This is a genomic window from Sphingomonas sp. 1185 (assembly GCF_040544655.1).
In the GTDB taxonomy this organism is placed as follows: domain Bacteria; phylum Pseudomonadota; class Alphaproteobacteria; order Sphingomonadales; family Sphingomonadaceae; genus Sphingomonas.
In genome coordinates this window covers 69,188-88,118 of sequence record NZ_JBEPKL010000005.1, presented here as the reverse complement: position 1 = coordinate 88,118, position 18,931 = coordinate 69,188, and the positions used below count along the sequence as shown (strand labels likewise).

The window sequence follows — 18,931 nt, the reverse complement described above, 5'->3', positions numbered from 1 at the left end:
CCGTCCGCCGTGAAGGCGACCCTGGGCCGAAACAAACTCTGGGTTACGACAAGAGCGGAAAACCACCCCTGCCCTCACTAAAAGCAAACGGCCGACTCCGGTGTGCCCGGTGCCAGCCGATTCCCTCAAGGCGTGTGCCTATACGCATATGGCGGGGGTGCCGCAAGGGGTGGGTGCGGTTTTTGTTGAGCGGGATGGAACCAGGGCCCCCAACCCGGAAAACCCCTACCCCCGTTCAGCCTGAGCGAAGTCGAAGGCCACGGGAAAACAGCGACCGCCGGGCGTGCACTTCGACTTCGCTCAGTGCGAACGGGGTCAGACCGCCCTCACCCTTCCCACCCGCTGGCGCGGGCGGGCCCCTTCCCTCTCCCGGCGGGAGAGGGAGGGAGGCGCGTAGCGCCGGAAGGGTGAGGGTGTCGCGTCCCGGAAACCACATACGAAAAAGGCCGACCCCGTCGCCGGGGCCGGCCCTTTCCGAAGAAGTTTCAGGCTTTCGCCCGAGACTTACTTGTCGATCGAGCTGACGACGCCCGCGCCGACGGTACGGCCGCCTTCACGGATCGTGAAGCGCTGACCGATGTCCATGGCGATCGGAGCGATCAGCTTCACGCCCAGAGCGACGTTGTCGCCCGGCATGACCATCTCGGTGCCCTCGGGCAGCTCGACGGTGCCGGTCACGTCGGTCGTGCGGAAGTAGAACTGCGGACGATAGTTCGCGAAGAACGGGGTGTGACGGCCGCCTTCTTCCTTCGACAGGACGTACACTTCCGACTGGAAGTCGGTGTGCGGGGTGATCGAACCCGGCTTGGCCAGAACCTGACCACGCTCGACTTCGTCACGAGCGACGCCACGGATCAGCGCGCCGATGTTGTCGCCGGCCTGGCCCGAGTCGAGCAGCTTGCGGAACATTTCGACACCGGTGACGGTGGTCTTGCGGGTGTCGTTGATGCCGACGATCTCGACTTCTTCACCAACCTTGATGATGCCGGTTTCGACACGGCCGGTGACGACGGTGCCGCGACCCGAGATCGAGAACACGTCTTCGATCGGCATCATGAACGGCTTGTCGAGCGGACGCTCCGGCTGCGGGATGTATTCGTCGACCTGCTTCATCAGCTCGAGAACGGCATCCTTGCCGAACTTGTCGTTCGAACCCGACAGCGCGCAGGTCGCCGAACCCTTGACGACGGGGATGTCGTCGCCCGGGAATTCGTACGAGCTCAGCAGCTCGCGGATTTCCAGCTCGACCAGCTCGAGGATTTCCTCGTCGTCGACCAGGTCGACCTTGTTCATGAACACGACCATCGCGGGCACGCCGACCTGGCGGGCGAGCAGGATGTGCTCGCGGGTCTGCGGCATCGGGCCGTCGGTCGACGAAACGACGAGGATCGCGCCGTCCATCTGCGCCGCGCCGGTGATCATGTTCTTCACATAGTCGGCGTGGCCGGGGCAGTCGACGTGCGCATAGTGGCGCGCTTCGGTCTCATACTCGACGTGGGCGGTCGAGATGGTGATGCCGCGCTCACGCTCTTCCGGCGCCTTGTCGATGTTCGCGAAGTCCACCGCCGCGTTGCCGGCGACGTTGTCGGCCAGAACCTTGGTGATCGCTGCGGTCAGCGAGGTCTTGCCGTGGTCGACGTGGCCGATGGTGCCGATGTTGAGGTGCGGCTTGTTCCGCTCGAATTTTGCCTTTGCCATTTTCCTACCTTCTGAATCGAATTCGGTGCCGCATCCGAGGCCACGCGAACGCGGCCCCATAGCGGGTGTTTGAAGCGATTGCCAGCCCCTAGCGTGTCCGCGCCCCCAGTTGCCCCGAGGGCGCGACGGACGCTGTTAGGCCATCTTCGCCTTGACCTCGTCCGCAACATTCTGCGGCACTTCGTCATAGTGCGAGAACTGCATCGAGTACTGCGCACGACCCTGGGTGAACGAGCGGAGCGCGTTCACATAGCCGAACATGTTGGCCAGCGGGACCATCGCCTCGACCGTCTGCGCGTTGCCGCGCGTGTCGGTGCCCTGGATTTGGCCGCGACGGCTGTTCATGTCGCCGATGACGTCGCCCAGATAGTCTTCCGGGGTCACGACCTCGACCTTCATGACCGGCTCGAGCAGCGTGATGCCCGACTTCTGGGCCGCTTCGCGCATTGCGCCGCGGGCACAGATTTCGAACGCCAGCGCCGACGAGTCGACGTCGTGGTACGCGCCGTCATACAGCAGGACCTCGAAGTCGATGATCGGGAAGCCGACCAGCGAACCGGTTTCCGCGGTTTCACGGAAGCCCTTCTCGATCGCGGGGATATATTCCTTCGGAATGTTACCGCCCTTGATTTCGTCCTTGAAGACGAAGCCCGAACCACGCTCGCCCGGGGTCAGCTTGACCTTGACGCGGCCGAACTGGCCGGTGCCGCCCGACTGCTTCTTGTGCGTGTAGTCGATGTCGACCGGCTTCTTGAGGTATTCGCGATACGCCACCTGCGGCGCACCGACGTTCGCCTCGACCTTGAACTCGCGCTTCATGCGGTCGACCAGGATCTCGAGATGGAGCTCGCCCATGCCCTTGATGATGGTCTGGCCCGACTCGGCGTCCGAGGTCACGCGGAACGAGGGGTCCTCGCGCGCGAGACGATTGAGCGCGACGCCCATCTTCTCCTGGTCGGCCTTGGTCTTCGGCTCCACCGACAGCTCGATCACGGGCTCGGGGAATTCCATCCGCTCGAGGATGATCGGGGCGTTCTGCGCGCAGAGCGTGTCACCCGTGGTGGTGTCCTTGAGGCCCGCCAGAGCGACGATGTCGCCCGCATAGGCTTCCTGGATGTCCTCACGGCTGTTCGCATGCATGAGCAGCATGCGGCCGATCTTTTCCTTCTTGTCCTTGACCGAGTTCAGGACCTGCGACGAGGTCTCGAGCTTGCCCGAATAGATGCGAGCGAAAGTCAGCGAACCGACGAACGGGTCGTTCATGATCTTGAACGCCAGCGCCGAGAACGGCTCGGTGTCCGACGAAGGACGCTCGTCCGGCGTCTCGCCGTCGAGCTTCACGCCCTTGATGGCCGGAACGTCGAGCGGCGACGGCAGATAGTCGATGACCGCGTCGAGCAAGGGCTGCACGCCCTTGTTCTTGAACGCCGAGCCGCAGACCACGGGGACGAACGCCATTTCCAGCGTGCCCTTGCGGATCAGCGCCTTGAGTTCGGCGACCGAAGGCTCGTTGCCTTCCAGATACGCTTCCATCGCGGCGTCGTCCTGCTCGACGGCCATTTCGATCAGGTCGCTGCGATACTTGGCGGCCTTTTCCTTCAGGTCATCGGGGATGTCCTGATATTCGAACTTGGCGCCCAGCGATTCTTCGAGCCAGATGATCGCGCGGTTCTCGACCAGGTCGACCAGGCCCTTGAAGCCGCCCTCGATGCCGATCGGCAGATACAGGACCGCCGGACGCGCGCCCAGGCGCTCGATGATCGAGTTCACGCAGAAATAGAAGTCGGCGCCGGTGCGGTCGAGCTTGTTGACGAAGCACATGCGCGGCACGCCGTACTTGTCGGCCTGACGCCACACGGTTTCCGACTGCGGCTCAACACCCGCCACGCCGTCGAAGCAGGCGACCGCGCCGTCGAGCACGCGGAGCGAACGCTCCACTTCGATGGTGAAGTCGACGTGCCCGGGGGTGTCGATGATGTTGATGCGGTTGTCGTTCCAGAAACAGGTCGTCGCGGCCGACGTGATGGTGATGCCGCGCTCCTGCTCCTGCTCCATCCAGTCCATGGTGGCGGTGCCTTCGTGCACTTCGCCGATCTTGTAGGACTTGCCGGTGTAATAAAGAATGCGCTCGGTCGTGGTCGTCTTGCCGGCATCGATGTGCGCCATGATGCCGATGTTGCGATACTTCTCGAGCGGATGGCTGCGGGCCATGATCGATCTTCCTCAAGCGTAGGGGGGAGCCGGTTGGCCCGGCTCCCCCTTATATAGGCTGTTTGCGTGACCAGCGGAAGACCGCCGGCACCGCACCCCGAAAAGGTTGCGGCAGAGCGGAAAGGAATCCGGTCCGCCGCAAGGCCCTTACCAGCGGTAGTGCGAGAAGGCGCGATTCGCTTCCGCCATGCGGTGCGTATCTTCGCGCTTCTTGACCGCGTTGCCGCGGTTGTTCGCGGCGTCCATCAGCTCGCCCGACAGACGCGCGGCCATCGTGTTCTCCGAACGGGCGCGCGACGCGCCGATCAGCCAACGGATGGCCAGAGCCTGGGCACGCTCCGGACGGACTTCGACCGGGACCTGGTAGGTCGCACCGCCGACGCGGCGCGAACGGACTTCGATGCCCGGCTTGATGTTGTTCAGCGCATCGTGGAACACGCCGATCGGATCGCGCTTGGCGCGCGTCTCGACGGTTTCCAGGGCACCGTACACGATGGCTTCGGCCACGGACTTCTTACCGTCCAGCATGACCGAGTTCATGAACTTCGACAGGACCACATCCCCGAACTTGGGATCCGGCAGGATTTCCCGCTTTTCGGGACGACGACGACGAGCCATTCTCGTATTTCCTTACAAAACTTCAGCCTTTGGTGGTCGAGGAGCCTCAGTTGAGGCCCGACCGGCTTACTTCGGACGCTTCGCGCCGTACTTCGAGCGGGACTGCTTGCGATCCTTCACGCCCTGCGTGTCGAGGACGCCGCGCAGCACGTGGTAGCGCACGCCGGGAAGGTCGCGCACACGGCCGCCGCGGATGAGCACCACCGAGTGCTCCTGCAGGTTGTGGCCTTCGCCCGGGATGTACGAGATGACTTCGCGGCTGTTGGTCAGACGGACCTTGGCCACCTTGCGAAGTGCCGAGTTCGGCTTCTTCGGGGTCGTCGTGTAGACACGGGTGCAAACGCCGCGCTTCTGCGGGTTCTGCTCCATTGCAGGGACCTTGGACTTGGCCTTCTGCAGTTCGCGGCCCTTGCGGACCAGCTGGTTGATCGTCGGCATTGAAGCCTTCACCTTTCCATGAGGTTACTTTGCTGGAGCCATCACAGCACTTAGGAATACAAAAAGGGGCCATCGCGGCTTGCGCCCGGCCCATATTCGCATCCAGCAATGTTCAAGCTTGCCCGACGGACATGTCCCGATTCCCGAGAAATCCCCTTCGTGCAGCGGCGGCCTATACGCGGGAGTCGCCCTGGGGTCAATGTCGCGCCCTGCACGGCACCCGAGGCATCGGGCGAGCGATTCCACGAAAATAGTGAAACAGCCTATTGCCCTGCCCGATCAGCCGGGCTAATGGCGGCCGCCTCGCAGGAGTGTAGCTCAGTTGGTAGAGCATCGGTCTCCAAAACCGAGGGCCCACGGTTCGAGTCCGTGCACTCCTGCCACTTTCCCGACATCGCCGGAATGATCGCGCCACCTCTGCGGTGAGCGCCACGCTGCACCTGCCGTCCGAGAAGCCCCCGCCACGACACGCGTCATCCCAGTGAAATCCGGGATCGTTGGCCGCAAGGGGCTCCTACGGCAAAAGACCCCAGCCTGCGCTGGGGTGACAACAGGCTACTGGGGATTTCAGTTTACCGGCCGCCGCCCAACGCCCGGCGGAGTCGCGGAGTCCACCTCGTCGATCTCGTCGCCGCGATGGCCGCCACCGGCGCCTGCCCCGCTGCCATGGACTTCGCCCGTCTTCGGATCGACCGTGGCGCGCCTGCCATCGTCATCGGACAGGCTGGTGCCGGCATTGCCCTCACCCGGTACCGGCGGGGTGGTCGTCACGCTGCCCGAGGGCTCCGCCCGGCCCATCGCGTGCTCGTCGGCGCGATGATAGTCCTGGCCCGTATAGCCACCATCGCGATCGAAGGGCCGAGGGTCGCGCTTTTCCTGCTCGGACATGGATGATCTCCTTTGCCCGGACTCAACGGGGCAAGGGTGACGCCGTTCCCCGTCATGCAAAAGGGGCGCCCACCCGGTCGGTGGACGCCCCTTTCGTCAAGCCGAAGCGTGCCGATCAGCTGCGGAACAGCGAGTGCGGATCGATGATGTCGCCATGCCCGATCGAATCCGAATCGCGGCTCTGCTGATCGCGCTCGGCACGCAGCGAGGCGAGCAGCGCTTCGCGGTCGCCCTCCAGGCGGGTGTCGGTCGGCTGCGCATCGGCATTGCCGCCGGTCGCCTTCGCCGCCTTGGCCACCGCCGAGTCGAGCTCGCGCTGGGTGGTCAGGCCCAGCGTCACCGGGTCCTTCGGCGTGATGTTGGCGATGTTCCAGTGGCTGCGGTCGCGGATCGCGGCGATCGTGGTGCGGGTGGTGCCGATCAGGTTGCTGATCGCGCCGTCCGAGATTTCCGGATGGTTGCGGATGATCCAGGCGATGCCGTCGGGCTTGTCCTGCCGCTTGCTGACCGGCGTGTAGCGCGGCCCCTTGGTCCGGCGGACCTGCTCGGGGCCCTTGGTCATCTTCATGCGATAATCGGGATTGGCCTGCGCCTTCTCGATCTCGCTCTGCGTCACTTCGTGCGCGCGGACCGGATCGCGGCCGGTCAACTTGGTCGCCGCCGTGTCGTCGGCGATCGCCTGCACTTCCAGGATATGAAGGCCGCAGAAATCCGCAATCTGCTCGAAGGAGAGCGAGGTGTTGTCGACCAGCCAGGAAGCGGTCGCATGGGGCATGAGCGGCTGGGCCACGGGGATCACTCCAGTCGGAAAATAAAAGGGCCGCCCCTCATCGGAGCGGCCGTAGCGGCGGCAAATCTAATGCGAGCCGCCTCCAAGAGCAAGGTGCGGCGCCACAAAGTGACCGAAACAGTGTCTCATACGCCCCTGCCCTTGCCCCGTCCAGCACCCCGGCGGCCCCGCCTCGCATCAATTATCGTCGTCGAATCGTCCGAAGGGCAGAAGCTGCGAGGCCAGCCTGCGGGTTGCGGGACCATCGCCCGCGCGCACCGGCGTCAGCACGGCGATGGCGGCGCGTTGCAGGATGCGGTCGATTGGCGTCACCGTCGCGGCATGCGCCGCCGCCTCGGCCAGTGCGCGGCCACGCGGGTCGCGCGGATCGAGCTCCAGCCGCAGCAGCGCCGCCAGTCCGGGGAACAAGGCCCGGTCGCCGCCGAGCGCGATCGCCCGGTCGAGCAGGGCGAAGCCCGCCCCCCGCTGCGCCCCGAGCGCCGCGCGCCCGACGATCGCCCCCAGCTTCTTGACCGCGCCGATATGCCAGGCGCCCAGCGCCAGCTGCGCCTCGGCGTCGCGGGGATTCTCCGCGATCAGCGCCTCGAACTGACGCCGCGCGGCGAGCGCGTCGGTGCGGTTGCCGGTCAGCTTGGCGCGGTAGCCCAGCGCGGTGGCGCGCATCAGCAGCGCCTCGTGGTCGTCGGGGCTGTGCTTGAGCATATTGCCGGCGGTCGCATAGGCCAGCGTCACCCGGCGCAACGCGCTCGCCTCGTCGGTATCGGCGAAGGAAGCCTGGGTCAGGATGTCGCGCGCCGACTGGGCAGCGGCGGGTATCGCCGCCATATTGCCCGCCATCACGATCCCGGCGGCCAGCCCCCATCGCAGCATTCGCATCCCCCTTGGCCAATCGTGCAGACCGAACGGATCGGGCCGACCCGGCCGATTCGCTCGTCCGATCCGTTACCCCGGTCGATCACAGTCCGAAATGGGCAGATCGGATTATTCGCCGATCGTCAGGACGATCTTGCCCATATGGTCGCCCGCTTCCATCCGGCGATGCGCGTCCGCGGCCTGCACCAGCGGAAAGCTGCGATCGATGACCGGGCGCAGCCGCCCTTCCTCGACATGCGGCCAGACGATCCGCGCCAGCTCGTCGGCGACCATCGCCTTGAACTCGGCATCCCGGCCGCGCAGCGTCGATCCGGTCAGGATCAGGCGGCGACGCATCACCTCCCAGAGCGGGATTTCGGCCTTCGCGCCGCGCTGTACCGCGATCGAGACATGCCGCCCCTCCTCGCCCAGGCATTTCAGGTTGCGCGGCACATAATCGCCGCCGACCATGTCGAGGACGATGTCCACACCCTTGCCGCCGGTGAAGGCCTGGACCGCCTCGACGAAATCCCCGGTGCGATAGTTGATCGCCCTGGCCGCGCCGAGCTTTTCGGCGGCCGCGCATTTGTCGTCCGATCCGGCGGTGACGATCACCGTCAGGCCGAACAGCTTGCCCAGCAGGATCGCCATGGTGCCGATGCCGCTGGTCCCGCCATGGACGAGCAGCGTCTCGCCCTCGCGGGCATAGGCGCGCTCGAAGACATTGGTCCACACGGTGAACAGCGTCTCGGGCAGCGCCGCCGCCTGCACCATCGACAGGCCGTTGGGCACGGGCAGGCAGTGCTCGGCCACCGCCACCGCATATTCGGCATAGCCGCCGCCGCCGATCAGCGCGCAGACCGGCTGGCCCAGCAGCTCGGGCCCGACGCCCTCGCCGATCGCGACGACCTCGCCCGCGACTTCCAGACCGGGGATGGAGGGCGCGCCCGGCGGCGGCGGATAGAGCCCCTGGCGCTGCATCACATCGGGCCGGTTGACCCCGGCGGCGGCGATCCGGATCAGCACTTCGCCCGCACCGGGCCGCGGGGTCGGCCGACGGGTCGGGACCAGCACCTCCGGCCCGCCCGCCGCTTCGGGATCGATCGCGGTCATCATCTCGGGGAGATCACCGATCCCCATCACGTCGTTATCCGCGTGCACCGATTACCGCCCCTTCGTGAACGTCGCCATGTCGCCCCGTTATTGACATCGGCGGCGACCGGGTCAACGCTGCATCCCGATATGGAACAGGACGACTCCCCGATCCGCATTCCCGACAGCCTGACCATGCTGGTCCGGACCGATCTCGATCCGCTCTCGCTCGCCGAGCTGGAGACGCGGATCGCGGTGCTGGAGCAGGAGATCGAACGGACCCGCCGCCACATCGACCGCGCCGCACTCCACCGCGCCAGCGCCGACGCGCTGTTCAAGCGGTGACGCAAGGGGGGCCCCACCCGGCGCGCACGCTCCGAGGCGGTCCCATATTTTCGTTCGCGCGATACGCTTTGTTCAGCCGCCGCGCGTTACACCCGCTTGATGCCGGGGCGAACCATCCCGACATTGGTCGAAACGAGGCGTCAGTCCATGGCGCTTCGGAAGGAGTATCGTAGATGCCATCTTTCGCCCCCGCGCTCGAGACCACGCTTCACAAGGCGCTGGAAGCCGCGACCGTGCGGCGCCACGAATATGCCACGCTGGAGCACCTCCTCCTCGCGCTGATCGACGACGACCATGCCTCCAAGGTGATGGAGGCATGCCATGTCGACCTGGGCGAGCTGAAGGCGACGGTCGCCCAGTATCTCGACACCGAACTCGACGCGCTGAAGGTCGAGGCGGCGACCGACCCCTCCCCCACCAGCGGGTTCCAGCGCGTCGTCCAGCGCGCGATCCTGCACGTCCAGTCCTCGGGCCGCGACGAGGTGACCGGCGCGAACGTGCTGGTCGCCTTGTTCTCCGAACGCGAATCCTATGCCGTCTATTTCCTCCAGCAGCAGGATATGAGCCGCCTGGACGCGGTCAGCTTCATCAGCCACGGCGTCGGCAAGGGTAGTGCGACAAGCGAGTCGACCCCGCCCAAGGGCGTCGAGGAGGAAAAGCCCGCCAAGCCTACTGAGAAGGGCAAGGGTGAAAGCGCGCTCAAGCAGTTCACCGTCGACCTCAACGAAAAGGCCAAGCTGGGCAAGGTCGATCCGCTGATCGGGCGCGGGCCCGAGGTGGACCGTACCGTCCAGATCCTGTGCCGCCGGTCGAAGAACAACCCGCTCTATGTGGGCGATCCCGGCGTCGGCAAGACCGCCATCGCCGAAGGGCTGGCGCGCAAGATCATCGAGGGCAATGTGCCCGAGGTGCTGCTGAACGCCGTCATCTACTCGCTCGACATGGGCGCGCTGCTGGCGGGCACGCGGTATCGCGGCGATTTCGAGGAGCGACTGAAGGCGGTCGTCAACGAGCTGGAGAAGCTGCCCCACGCGGTGCTCTTCATCGACGAGATCCACACCGTCATCGGCGCTGGCGCGACCAGCGGCGGGGCGATGGATGCGTCGAACCTGCTCAAGCCCGCTCTGTCGGGCGGCACGATCCGCTGCATCGGCTCGACGACCTATAAGGAGTTCCGCAACCACTTCGAAAAGGACCGCGCGCTGCTGCGCCGGTTCCAGAAGATCGACGTGAACGAGCCGACGATCGAGGACACGATCAAGATCCTGGCGGGGCTCCGCTCGGCGTTCGAGGATCACCATCAGGTCAAGTACACGCCCGACGCGATCAAGTCGGCGGTCGAGCTGTCGGCGCGCTACATCAACGACCGCAAGCTACCCGACAAGGCGATCGACGTGATCGACGAAGTGGGCGCGATGCAGATGCTGGTGCCGGTCAGCAAGCGTAAGAAGACGATCACCCCCAAGGAGATCGAGGCCGTGATCGCCACCATGGCGCGCATCCCGCCCAAGAGCGTGTCGACCGACGACCGCCAGCAGCTGGAGACGCTGGAGACCGATCTCAAGCGGGTGGTGTTCGGCCAGAATGCCGCGATCGAGAATCTGTCCTCGGCGATCAAGCTTAGCCGGGCGGGCCTGCGCGATCCCGACAAGCCGATCGGCAACTATCTGTTCACCGGCCCCACCGGCGTCGGCAAGACCGAGGTTGCACGGCAGCTGGCGACGATCCTGGGCATTCCGCTCCAGCGGTTCGACATGTCCGAATATATGGAGCGTCACTCGGTCAGCCGTCTGATCGGTGCCCCTCCGGGCTATGTCGGCTATGACCAGGGTGGGCTGCTGACCGATGCGGTCGACCAGAATCCGCATTCGGTGCTGCTGCTCGACGAGATCGAGAAGGCGCATCCCGATCTGTTCAACATCCTGTTGCAGGTGATGGACAATGGAAAGCTGACCGATCACCACGGCAAGACGGTCGATTTCCGCAACACGATCATCATCATGACGACCAATGCGGGCGCCGCCGACATGGCGCGCGAGACGGTCGGGTTCGGCAACCTCACCCGCGAGGGCGAAGACGAGCAGGCGGTGCAGAAGATGTTCTCGCCGGAATTCCGCAACCGCCTCGATGCGATCGTACCCTTCGGCTATCTCCCGCCCGAGGTCGTGGCGCGGGTGGTGGATAAGTTCATCCTCCAGCTCGAACTGCAACTGGCCGATCGTCACGTCCATATCAGTCTGGACGAAGCGGCGAAGAGCTGGCTCACCGAAAAGGGCTATGACCGCCTGTATGGCGCGCGTCCGATGGGCCGTTTGATCCAGGAGAAGATCAAGCAGCCGCTGGCCGAGGAACTGCTGTTCGGCAAGCTGGTCCATGGCGGCGAGGTGACGGTGAGGATGAAGGACGGCGCGCTGTCCTTCGCGATCGAACCCGCCGCGCCGAAGAAGCCGCGCAAGAAGGGCGGCAAGCCGGCGGAAGTCGACGCAGGCTGATCGCCGACATGATCGGGCCGGGTGACATCACCCGGCCCTTTTTTCGGGTGTCCGTGCGAAGGGCCGATGCGGCGGCTTTCCCAGATCAAACCGTTAACCACACACTCATAAAATTTAAGCCGAATTTAAATTAAGCCATGATATGGTCCGCGCCATGGGTGGTGGATGGCTGACCAGGATTGGCACGCTGATTCTGGCGATCATGCTGGGCCTTGTGCCATTGTCCGCCGCGCGGGCACAGGTGGGCCAACCGCTGACCACCTGTATCCGGCCCATCCACCCCGGCGATACGCCGCAGGCGATGCTGGCAGCCCCGCAGCGTTTCGACTGCCGAAGCGACCAGTCCTCTTATGGTGTCGGCGACTATTGGGTGCTCTCCCAGCCGCTGCCGGTGATTGCCGGCGATCCGCGCGTTCGGCTGGCGGTCCGCTTCGCCAGCACCTGGCAGGACGCGACGACCCTGCATATCCTCTATGCCGACGGCCAGATGCGCCGGGTCGCCTATACCAGCGCGACCACCTCTCCCTATCTGCTGCTGGGCGCGATGATCGGCGTCCCCCTGCCGCGCGAGGGGGCGCGGCCGGTCCGCATCCTGTGGGAGGCGCATGGCGCGGCGAACATGCGCGGCGTCGTGCGCGGCGCGCGTCTGGCCCGTCATGGCGACATGCTGGCGACCGAATCCTCGCTGGGGCTGATCTATGGCCTGATCATGGGGATGGTGATCGGACTGGCGGTCTATAATCTCGCGCTCTGGCCCGCGCTGCGCCAGCCGCTCCAGCCCGTCTATTGCCTGTTGCTGTTCTTCATCACCGGCTATGCGCTGGCGTCGTCGGGGCTGATCGGCCAGTGGCTGCCCTGGCTGGACAATAACGAGCGGCACCGATGGAACGCCATCATGCTGGGCGGGGTCGCGCTGACCCTGGTCATCTTCGCGCGCCACTTCTTCGAGCGGAAGGTGTTCGAGGGCTGGCTGGACCGGTTGGCGATCATGTCGTTCGTGCTGATCGCCATTCCCAACGTCGCCTTCGCGCTGCTCGCGCCGCGCTGGATCCTGCCGCTCGACCAGGCCGTGGTCTTCGGCTTCCTCATCCTGTTGTTCTTCCTGATCGCGGTGCTGGTCCAGGCCTGGCGGCGACGGAGCAATTTCCTCTGGGCCTTCGCCTTCGCATGGGGCGCGCCGATCGTTTTTGCCATGTTCCGGCTGCTCCACGCCGCGCATCTGATCGCCTGGCGACCATGGATCGACCAGTCGACGGTGCTGTCGATGGGGGCCGAGGCGCTGATCGCCAGCCTGGGCGTCGCCTATCGCATCTATCTGCTCAGCCGCGACCGCGACCTGGCGCGCGCCGACGAGCGGGTCGCGCGGCGGCTGGCGGATACCGATTCGCTGACCGGGCTGTTCAACCGCCGCGCCTTTCTCGACCAAGCCATCGGGCGCAGCGGGCCGCAGACGCTGATCCTGGTCGATATCGATCATTTCAAGCGGATCAACGACCAGCTGGGCCATGACGGCGGCGACGAGGTCCTCCGCGGCTTTGCGCATGCGCTGGTCGATCTGGTCGGCCCCGACACGCTGATCGCCCGGATCGGCGGCGAGGAGTTCGCGCTGCTGACCGACGCCGCGCGTGGACCGGACATCGACCAGCTGCTCGCCCGGCTGCGCGAGGTCGCCTATCCCTCGGGGCTGAAGGTCACCGCCAGCCTGGGGCTGTGCACCGGCCCGATGCTGGACGAGACGGACTGGAGGGCGATCTACCGCGAGGCGGATCAGGCGCTCTACGCCGCCAAGAATTGCGGGCGCGATAGGGCGTGCCGGGGCCGCTCCCTCCCGATGACCGGCGGGATGGCGGAAAGCCGCCCCGCAGCCCCCTTGCCGCTCGTCCGGACACGGCCTAGACCGGCGCGCGGGGAGACGGGGGCGTGCGCGAACGGCGGATCGTGATGGGAATGGCGGTGCTGGCGCTGGTCGCGCTCGCCTATCGCCATCCGACCGCCGATATCCGCCTCATCACCCATGACCTGACCGACCGGTCGCCGCGCCGGGTGCAGGCGGCGGTCGATCTGGGGCTGCTCAGCGTCTCGTTCCTCTACACCTGGACCGTCGACCGACTCCGATAGGGACAGGCGCGGCATAAGGATGGATCAAGCATCCTTGCGCGCGCCGGATGCGTGCCGCATAGCGACGTCATGGATACGCCCATCGAAGAACTGACGTTCGAGGACGCCCTCAAGGAACTGGAGAGGATCGTCGGCCGACTGGAAAGCGGCGAAGCGACGCTCGACGAATCGATCCGCCTCTATGAGCGCGGCGACCGTCTGCGTCAGCGTTGCGCCGAGCGGCTCGACGCCGCCCAGGCCCGGATCGAGGCGATCCGCCTCGACGCCGAAGGCAAGGCTGCGGGCACCCGCCCGTTCCAGGCGGGTTGAGCGTGACGCTGACCGCCACGACCCTGTCGGGCGCGCTGGCCGAGGTCGCCAAGGATATCGACCGCCGCTTCGCGCAGGTGCTGGCCGATCCGGGCGATCCCCGCGCCTCGCTCTATGCCGCGATGCGCCATGCCGCGATCGGCGGGGGCAAGCGGCTGCGCCCGCTCCTCGTCTTCGCCACCGCGCATCTGTTCGACGTGGACCGCGACTGTGCGGGCTGGGTCGCGACCGCGCTGGAGGCGATCCATGTCTATTCGCTGATCCATGACGATCTGCCCGCGATGGACGATGACGACCTACGGCGCGGCAAGCCGACCGTCCACAAGGCGTTCGACGAGGCGACCGCGATCCTGGCGGGCGACTGCCTCCACGCGCTGGCCTTCGAGATACTGGCCGATCCGTCGACCCATGCCGATCCCTTCGTCCGGTCCGAATTGATCCTCGACCTCGCCCGCGCCTCGGGCCCCAGCGGCATGGCGGGCGGGCAGATGATGGACCTGGAGGCCGAGCGGCAAGTGTTCGACCTCGCCACCGTCACCCGGCTCCAGCAGATGAAGACCGGCGCGCTGATCTGCGCCGCGGTCGAGGCGGGCGCGATCCTGGGACGCGTCGCGCCCGAGGGCCGCATCCATCTGCGCGGCTATGCGCACGACCTGGGTCTGGCCTTCCAGATCGCCGACGACCTGCTCGACGCCGAGGGGGACGAGGCGGCGGCGGGCAAGAAGCTGCGCAAGGACGAGGACGCGGGCAAGGCCACCTTCCTCAGCCTGCTCGGCGTCGAGCGCGCGCGCGAACAGTGCCGGATGCTGGTCGCCCAGGCGATCGAGCATTTGCGCGACTACGGCCCCGAGGCCGACCTGCTCCGCGCCATCGCCGCCTATGTCGTGGAGCGCGACCGATGACCCGGATCGGCGTCTATCCCGGCACCTTCGACCCCGTCACGCTGGGCCATATGGACATCATCCGGCGCGGCGCGAAGCTGGTCGACCGGCTGGTGATCGGCGTCACCACCAATCCCTCCAAGTCGCCCATGTTCACGCTGGACGAGCGGATGGAGATGGTCCGCCGCGAGGTCGCCGGTGTGGCGGGCGAGATTCATGTCGTCGCCTTCGATTCGCTGCTGATGGACTTTGCCGAGCGCGAGGGCGCCAAGGTCATCGTCCGGGGCCTGCGCGCGGTCGCCGATTTCGAATATGAATATCAGATGGCGGGGATGAACCAGCAGATCAATCCGCGCGTCGAGACCGTCTTCCTGATGGCCGATGTCGCGCTGCAACCCATCGCCAGCCGCCTGGTCAAGGAGATCGCGCTCTATGGCGGCAATATCGCCAAGTTCGTGACCCCCGCGGTGCGCGAGGATGTCGTCGCGCGGGTCGAGAAGATCGGCCGCAAGGGATCTTAGGATCCTCCCCGGCACGGGGAGGTGGCAGGGCGCAGCGCTGACGGAGGGGGCTCTCCGCAACCGGCGTCCTTTGCCGCACACCCCCTCCACCATCGCTTCGCAACGGTCCCCTCCCCGTGCCGGGGAGGAGTTGATCCTCGAAAAGGTTCAGATTGGCGCAAGGGGCGATTTGCTCTACAGCCTCCCCATTCCTTTCCTTGTCGTAGAGATGTGATGCGCGTTCTCGCCGCTCTTGCCATGATGATGGCCAGCCTGATCGCCGTTCCGGCACAGGCCCAAAGCAGGTCCCAGGCCCAGCCCAAATTCACCACTCCCGCCAAGGCGGCACAGGTGCTGGAGGACAATGTCACCGGCCGGCCGGCCCCGCCGCCCGTCACCGACAAGGAGAATCTCTGGCTGCTCGACCTGTCGACCGGCGGCCGGGTGACGATCTGGCTGCGTCCCGATGTCGCGCCCAAGATGGTCGAGCGGATCAAGACGCTGACCCGTCGCCATTTCTATGACGGGCTGACCTTCCACCGCGTGATCGACGGCTTCATGGCGCAGGGCGGCGACCCCAAGGGCGACGGCACCGGCGGGTCGGACCTGCCCAACGTTCCCGCCGAGTTCAACTATCTGCCGCATGTCCGCGGATCAGTCGCCGCCGCGCGCGCCGACGATCCCAACAGCGCCAATAGCCAGTTCTACATCGTCTTCCAGCCGCGCTTCTCGCTCGACAAGAAGTACACGGTGTTCGGCCGGGTGATCGACGGCATGCAATATGTCGACAAGATCGAGCGTGGCGAGCCGCCCGCGAACCCCAGCCGGATCGTCCACGCCTATGTCGCGGCCGACAATCCCCCCGCCTATGTCCCCGCCCCCGTCGCCGCCCCCAGCCTGGGCGCGCCGGTGACGCTGCCCGGCGCGGCCCCTGCGACGAAACCCGCGCCCCGGCCCGCTCCGGCCCGTCGTTCCGCCCCCAAGGCGGCCCCGGCCAAGAAGGCGGCAACGGCCACCAAGTGAACGTAGATCTCTTCGACTTCGCGCTGCCGCCCGAGCGGATCGCGCTTTACCCGGCCTCCCCGCGCGATTCGGCGCGGATGCTGGTCCTCGACGGCGACGCCACCCGTGACGAGCGGGTGAGCGACCTGCCCGCCGCGCTGCGCCCCGGCGACCTGCTGGTCTTCAACGACACCCGCGTCATCCCCGCCCAGCTGGAGGGGATACGCGGCGAGGCGAAGATCGGCGCGACGCTGCACAAGCGCGAGGGGGCGCGGCGCTGGCGCGCCTTCATCCGCAACGCCAAGCGGCTGCGCGACGGCGACGTGATCGACTTCGGCGCCGGGGTCAGCGCGACCGCGCGCGATCGGGCCGAGGACGGCAGCTTCGCGCTGGACTTTGCCGGGGACGAGCCGGTCGAGCTGCTGCTGGAGCGGGCGGGCACCATGCCGCTGCCCCCCTATATCGCGCAGAAGCGGGGCGTGACCGAGAAGGACGCCGACGACTATCAGACGATGTTTGCCAACGAGCCCGGCGCGGTCGCCGCGCCCACGGCGGCGCTGCACTTCACGCCCGGCCTGCTCGAATCGCTGGCGGCCGCAGGGATCGAACATGCCACGCTGACCCTGCATGTCGGTGCGGGCACCTTCCTGCCGGTCAAGGCCGACGACACGGTCGATCACAAGATGCACGCCGAATGGGGCCGCATCGACGCCGCCACCGCCGACCGGCTGAACGCCGTCAAGGCGCGCGGCGGCCGGGTGATCGCGGTCGGCACCACCTCGCTCCGGCTGATCGAGAGCGCGGCCGGAGAGGACGGCGTGATCCGTCCGTTCGAGGGCGACACGGCGATCTTCATCACGCCGGGCTATCGCTTTCGCGGGATCGACGGGCTGATGACCAATTTCCACCTGCCGCGCTCGACCCTGTTCATGCTGGTCTCGGCACTGATGGGGCTGGATCGGATGCAGGCGGCCTATGCCCATGCGATCGCGCACGCGTATCGCTTCTATTCCTATGGCGACGCCTCGCTGTTGCTGCCGGGGCCGCGCGCATGATCCTGCTGGCGCTGCTGCTCCAGGCGGCGACGCCGGTGCCGGGGGCGAACGAGACGGTGACCGTCACCGCGCGCCCCGCGCCCTTCGCCCAGACCCCGGCGACGATGGTGGTCGAGCCGGTGGCGATGATGATCGCCGCCTTCGACGTGGACGGCGACGGAAAGACCACGCGCGAGGAGATGGAGGCGGGGGTCAAGCGATCCTACGACGCCATCGACACCGCGCATCAGGGGTCGATCGGCTATCTCCAGTTCGCCGACTGGGCCGAACGCTGGCTGGGCGACCGCAACGCGCTGCCCAGCCCGTTCGATGTCGACAAGGACAATGACAACCGCATCACCCTGCCCGAGTTGCAGGCGCATTTCTCGCGCCTGTTCTCGCGCTTCGATCGCGACCATGACGGCGCGATCAGCCGCGCCGAGGCGCTGACCATCCGCACCATTCCCGCCGACGCCAATGGCCCCACCGGCCCGCTCGCGCCCCGAGACAGAAGAAAATGACCGCCCGCTTCTCCTTTGCCATCCACGCCACCGACGGTCGCGCCCGCACCGGCACCATCACCATGAAGCGCGGTGAGATCCGCACCCCCGCCTTCATGCCCGTCGGCACCGCCGCCACCGTCAAAGCGATGAAGCCCGGCGACGTGCGCGCCAGCGGGGCGGACATCATCCTGGGCAACACCTATCACCTGATGCTGCGCCCCGGCGCGGAGCGGGTGAACCGGCTGGGGGGGCTGCACGGCTTCATGGGCTGGGACCGGCCGATCCTGACCGATTCGGGCGGCTATCAGGTGATGAGCCTGGCCGACCTGACCAAGCGGTCCGAGGACGGCGTGTCGTTCAAGAGCCATCTCGACGGCACCCGCCATATGCTCAGCCCCGAACGATCGATCGAGATCCAGCGGCTGCTGGGCTCGAACATCGTCATGGCGTTCGACGAGCTGGTCCCGACCACCTCCTCGCGCGAGGTGCAGGCCGCCGCGATGGAACGCTCGATGCGCTGGGCCAGGCGCAGCCGCGATGCCTTCGACGCGGGCGGGCAGCATGCCGAGGACAATGCGATCTTCGGCATCCAGCAGGGTGCGCTCAACGAAGGGTTCCGCAAGGCGTCGGCCGACGCGCTGATCGATATCGGGTTCGACGGCTATGCGATCGGCGGCCTGGCGGTCGGCGAGGGACAGGAGGCGATGTTCGGCTGCCTCGACTTCGCACCGGGTCAGTTGCCGGTCGAGAAGCCCCGCTATCTGATGGGTGTGGGCAAGCCGACCGACATCGTGGGTGCCGTGGAGCGCGGGGTCGACATGTTCGACTGCGTGCTGCCGACGCGTTCGGGGCGCACGGGGCAGGCCTTCACCCGCTCGGGGCCGATCAACATCCGCAATGCGCGGTTCGCCGAGGATCAGGGGCCGCTCGATCCTGCCTGCGGTTGCCCGGTCTGCGCGCAATATAGCCGCGCCTATCTGCATCACCTGGTCCGCGCGGGCGAGATCCTGGGCGCGATGCTGATGACCGAGCATAATATCTGGTTCTATCAGCAGATGATGGCCGATCTGCGCGGCGCGATCGCCGGGGGGCGGCTCACGGCCTTTGCGGACGACTTCCGGGCGCGCTACGCTGCCAAGGAATAAGCTGGTCGAGTAGGA

Annotated in this window: 19 protein-coding genes and 1 tRNA gene; 12 read left to right on the top strand and 8 right to left on the bottom strand. The window is 66.6% G+C overall.

The genetic code is table 11. The features are described from left to right. Positions 1-504 precede the first annotated feature (504 nt). The 4 genes from tuf to rpsL all read right to left on the bottom strand — a co-directional run bounded on the left by tuf (position 505) and on the right by rpsL (position 4,965). Positions 505-1,698 carry an elongation factor Tu gene (gene tuf, locus ABIC44_RS05820; RefSeq protein WP_007406059.1) on the bottom strand — a complete coding sequence of 398 codons (1,194 nt, stop codon included), beginning with the start codon at positions 1,696-1,698 and terminating at the stop codon, positions 505-507. 135 nt (positions 1,699-1,833) lie between these two features. After that, the gene (fusA, locus tag ABIC44_RS05815; RefSeq protein WP_294235119.1) at positions 1,834-3,909 is read right to left on the bottom strand and encodes an elongation factor G; all 2,076 of its coding nucleotides are present in this window, start codon (positions 3,907-3,909) and stop codon (positions 1,834-1,836) included. A gap of 147 nt (positions 3,910-4,056) precedes the next feature. Beyond that, positions 4,057-4,527, bottom strand: a complete 471-nt coding sequence (gene rpsG, locus ABIC44_RS05810; protein ID WP_007406077.1) for a 30S ribosomal protein S7 — start codon at positions 4,525-4,527, stop codon at positions 4,057-4,059. A gap of 66 nt (positions 4,528-4,593) precedes the next feature. Beyond that, the gene (gene rpsL / locus ABIC44_RS05805) at positions 4,594-4,965 is read right to left on the bottom strand and encodes a 30S ribosomal protein S12 (protein ID WP_007406072.1); all 372 of its coding nucleotides are present in this window, start codon (positions 4,963-4,965) and stop codon (positions 4,594-4,596) included. Positions 4,966-5,272: 307 nt separating this feature from the next. Here rpsL and ABIC44_RS05800 point away from each other — a divergent pair. Next, positions 5,273-5,348: transfer RNA gene (locus ABIC44_RS05800), tRNA-Trp, on the top strand. A gap of 184 nt (positions 5,349-5,532) precedes the next feature. On the opposite strand, the gene ABIC44_RS05795 is transcribed toward ABIC44_RS05800, so the two are convergent. The 4 genes from ABIC44_RS05795 to ABIC44_RS05780 all read right to left on the bottom strand — a co-directional run bounded on the left by ABIC44_RS05795 (position 5,533) and on the right by ABIC44_RS05780 (position 8,608). Continuing rightward, on the bottom strand, positions 5,533-5,853 hold the full coding sequence (locus ABIC44_RS05795) for a hypothetical protein (protein ID WP_354294262.1): 321 nt from the start codon (positions 5,851-5,853) through the stop codon (positions 5,533-5,535). A gap of 115 nt (positions 5,854-5,968) precedes the next feature. Further along, on the bottom strand, positions 5,969-6,643 hold the full coding sequence (locus ABIC44_RS05790) for a DUF1013 domain-containing protein (protein ID WP_307102965.1): 675 nt from the start codon (positions 6,641-6,643) through the stop codon (positions 5,969-5,971). Positions 6,644-6,820: 177 nt separating this feature from the next. Continuing rightward, positions 6,821-7,513, bottom strand: a complete 693-nt coding sequence (locus ABIC44_RS05785) for a tetratricopeptide repeat protein (RefSeq protein ID WP_354294260.1) — start codon at positions 7,511-7,513, stop codon at positions 6,821-6,823. 111 nt (positions 7,514-7,624) lie between these two features. Next, positions 7,625-8,608 carry an NAD(P)H-quinone oxidoreductase gene (locus ABIC44_RS05780; RefSeq protein ID WP_354294355.1) on the bottom strand — a complete coding sequence of 328 codons (984 nt, stop codon included), beginning with the start codon at positions 8,606-8,608 and terminating at the stop codon, positions 7,625-7,627. A 129-nt stretch (positions 8,609-8,737) separates the two neighbouring features. Here ABIC44_RS05780 and ABIC44_RS05775 point away from each other — a divergent pair, with 129 nt between their 5' ends. From ABIC44_RS05775 to tgt, 11 genes are all read left to right on the top strand, one after another. Then, entirely contained in the window at positions 8,738-8,932 is a 195-nt protein-coding gene (locus ABIC44_RS05775; RefSeq protein ID WP_309692798.1) for a DUF1192 domain-containing protein, read from the top strand. Between the two features lie 173 nt (positions 8,933-9,105). After that, positions 9,106-11,424, top strand: coding sequence for an ATP-dependent Clp protease ATP-binding subunit ClpA (clpA, locus tag ABIC44_RS05770; RefSeq protein ID WP_354294258.1), 2,319 nt, complete (start codon positions 9,106-9,108; stop codon positions 11,422-11,424). Between the two features lie 142 nt (positions 11,425-11,566). Beyond that, on the top strand, positions 11,567-13,366 hold the full coding sequence (locus ABIC44_RS05765; protein ID WP_354294257.1) for a GGDEF domain-containing protein: 1,800 nt from the start codon (positions 11,567-11,569) through the stop codon (positions 13,364-13,366). Continuing rightward, positions 13,345-13,542, top strand: coding sequence for a hypothetical protein (locus ABIC44_RS05760; RefSeq protein ID WP_309692789.1), 198 nt, complete (start codon positions 13,345-13,347; stop codon positions 13,540-13,542). Before ABIC44_RS05765 ends, ABIC44_RS05760 begins: the two co-directional genes overlap by 22 nt. 69 nt (positions 13,543-13,611) lie before the next feature. Next, on the top strand, positions 13,612-13,851 hold the full coding sequence (locus ABIC44_RS05755) for an exodeoxyribonuclease VII small subunit (protein WP_007406073.1): 240 nt from the start codon (positions 13,612-13,614) through the stop codon (positions 13,849-13,851). 2 nt (positions 13,852-13,853) lie between these two features. Continuing rightward, complete coding sequence (locus tag ABIC44_RS05750; RefSeq protein ID WP_354294256.1) at positions 13,854-14,753, top strand: polyprenyl synthetase family protein; 900 nt, start codon at positions 13,854-13,856, stop codon at positions 14,751-14,753. After that, positions 14,750-15,253 carry a pantetheine-phosphate adenylyltransferase gene (gene coaD / locus ABIC44_RS05745; RefSeq protein WP_307102949.1) on the top strand — a complete coding sequence of 168 codons (504 nt, stop codon included), beginning with the start codon at positions 14,750-14,752 and terminating at the stop codon, positions 15,251-15,253. Before ABIC44_RS05750 ends, coaD begins: the two co-directional genes overlap by 4 nt. 213 nt (positions 15,254-15,466) lie before the next feature. Continuing rightward, complete coding sequence (locus tag ABIC44_RS05740) at positions 15,467-16,255, top strand: peptidylprolyl isomerase (RefSeq protein WP_354294255.1); 789 nt, start codon at positions 15,467-15,469, stop codon at positions 16,253-16,255. Beyond that, positions 16,252-17,289, top strand: coding sequence for a tRNA preQ1(34) S-adenosylmethionine ribosyltransferase-isomerase QueA (queA, locus tag ABIC44_RS05735; protein WP_309699155.1), 1,038 nt, complete (start codon positions 16,252-16,254; stop codon positions 17,287-17,289). The genes ABIC44_RS05740 and queA overlap by 4 nt, the downstream gene beginning before the upstream one ends. Next, positions 17,286-17,789: an EF-hand domain-containing protein gene (locus ABIC44_RS05730; RefSeq protein WP_354294253.1), complete on the top strand. Its 504-nt coding sequence runs from the start codon at positions 17,286-17,288 to the stop codon at positions 17,787-17,789. The genes queA and ABIC44_RS05730 overlap by 4 nt, the downstream gene beginning before the upstream one ends. Then, positions 17,786-18,916: a tRNA guanosine(34) transglycosylase Tgt gene (tgt, locus tag ABIC44_RS05725; RefSeq protein ID WP_354294251.1), complete on the top strand. Its 1,131-nt coding sequence runs from the start codon at positions 17,786-17,788 to the stop codon at positions 18,914-18,916. The genes ABIC44_RS05730 and tgt overlap by 4 nt, the downstream gene beginning before the upstream one ends. Positions 18,917-18,931: the final 15 nt, after the last annotated feature.